This is a genomic window from Jiangella rhizosphaerae, from assembly GCF_003579925.1.
Taxonomy (GTDB): domain Bacteria; phylum Actinomycetota; class Actinomycetes; order Jiangellales; family Jiangellaceae; genus Jiangella; species Jiangella rhizosphaerae.
Genome location: NZ_QUAL01000264.1, coordinates 1 through 2,083 on the forward strand (window position 1 = coordinate 1; position 2,083 = coordinate 2,083).

At 77.9% G+C, this 2,083-nt stretch carries 2 pseudogenes; both read right to left on the minus strand.

Annotation, left to right across the window (positions count from 1 at the left end):
* Positions 1–1,358, minus strand: a pseudogene (locus tag DY240_RS32325) (hypothetical protein); the annotation flags it as partial.
* Between the two features lie 136 nt (positions 1,359–1,494).
* A pseudogene (locus tag DY240_RS23050) lies at positions 1,495–2,083 on the minus strand (hypothetical protein); the annotation flags it as partial.

Here is a 2,083-nt window from a genome sequence, read left to right on the forward strand (position 1 = left end):
CCGGCGGCCGACCTCCCGGCGGCGGACCCCGCGGCCGCCGACCTCCCGGCGGCGGACGTCCCGGCGGCGGACGTCCCGACGGCGGACCCCGCGTCCGCCGTGCCCGCGACGTCAGACCCCTCCCGGTTGGGTGGGTCACCCACCCTACGGGCGGGCACCGACAACGTGGCGCGCTGCGCGGCGGCCCGCGCCAGCCGGGCGGCGCCCGCCGCGGCTGCCAGCGCCACCAGCAGCGCGTACCAGGCGAGGAACTTCTGCCCGTCGCGGATCAGCCCGCCGCCGGGGACCTCCGACACCAGCCATTCCAGGACGGTGTCCCCGCCGGGCAGCGCGCTGCTCACCGCGACGACGAGCCCGCCGGCGGCCAGCCCGCACGTCACCGTCAACTCCGCGCGGCCCAGGTGCCGGCGCAGCTCCGTCGCGCCGAATACCGCGAGGGCCAGCACGAACGCCGTCAGGGCCAGCGCGGACGGCAGCGCCCGGCTGTCCGGCACCACACCCTCGTTCCAGATGCCGCCGAGCGTCAGCAGGCTGCCGAGCAGCCCGAGGGGCGAGTCGGAGGTGGCCGCGAACGCCGCGACGCCGGACGGGTCGGAGACGGCGGGGTCCGGGCGCAGCACGGACGGGACCACCCATGGAGCCTGGAGCGCGAGGACGGCGGCGGCACCCAGAGCACGGACGCGGCGGGAGTGCCGGCCGCCGGGGGCCAGGACCAGGGCGCCGAACAGCGCTGCCGCGAGCAGCCCGCCGGTGGGCGTCAGCGACGACACCCCGACGAGCAGCAGCCCCGGCGCCAGCGCGGACGTGCGGCCGCCGCGGACCCGGCGCCCGAGGATCAGCAGCCAGGGCAGTGCGGCGTACGCGATCAGCGTCGGCCAGTGCCCGATGACCAGCCGCTCGAACACGTAGGCGTTCCAGGTGTAGACGGACGCCGCGACCAGCCGCGTCCCCGACCGCACCTTCGGCAGCGCCAGCCCGGCGCCCAGGGCCGCGCCGAGCACGATGCCGGCCAGCGCCAGCTTCTGCAGCACCTGGCCGGTGACGACGGTGTCGAGGACGGCGACGGCCGCGTCGAGCGGCACCGCTCGCGGCACCGCGCTGCTCAGCCCGGCCGACGACGGCAGCAGCGCCTGGTCCGGCACCGCGACCATGTCGTAGGACAGGACGTAGCCCGGCGCGGCCAGCGGCCCGAGCATGACGACGGTGAGCAGGACGCACCACGTCAGCAGGATCCAGTCGCCCCGGTGCGCCCGCCGGTGCTTGGCCCCGCTGTCGGGTGGGACGTCCGCCGGAGCGGTGCGCTGCGCCGGGATGGCGCGCGGCGTGGTCGTCGAGAGGTCGGGTTGCGGGGCGCTCACACCAACTCCTCCCCGCATGATCGACCTTGCGGCGAGCATAACCGCGCGGCCTCCGCCGTACGGCGGATTCACCCAGGTTCGGCCCACGCCACCGGCGGGGCGGCCTGCCCGGGGGATGGCGGCCGCCCCGACGGGGTCAGGTGCGGCGGCCGCGCAGCAGGGTCGCGGCGGCCGCCGCGGCCGCGAACACGCCGAGCGCCACCAGGCCACGGGTGAGGTTGCGGCCGCCCTCGCCGCTCACCTCCGGGAGCTCGAACGTGAACGCCGTCTTCAGCGTGGCCCCGTCGGGCGCGCCGTTGACCAGCGGCTCGTTCCTGGCGCGGTCGGCGCCGGCCTCGAGCAGCGCGTACCGGGTGCCGAAGTCGGCGGCGGTCGCCTGTCCGGCCTCGGCCAGCTGCGACGTCCCCTCGGCGGACAACCGCTCGGCGCCGTCGACGAGCTGCGGCGCGCCCTGGGCGGCCTGGAGCAGGCCGTCGTAGATCTGGACGGAGCCGTCGGCGGCGTCCTCCAGCCCGGTGGCCAGCACACCGGCCCCGATGGCGGCTTCGTCGGCGCCGTCGGCCAGCCGGCCGGCACCGTCGGCGATCTGCCCGGCACCGTCCGCCGCCGCCTCGGCGCCGTCGGCAAGCTGTCCCGCGCCGTCGGAGATCTGCCCGGCGCCGTCGGCGGCCTCGCGAGCGCCGTCCTCCAGCTGGCCGGCGCCGTCGGCGATCCGCCCCGCCCCG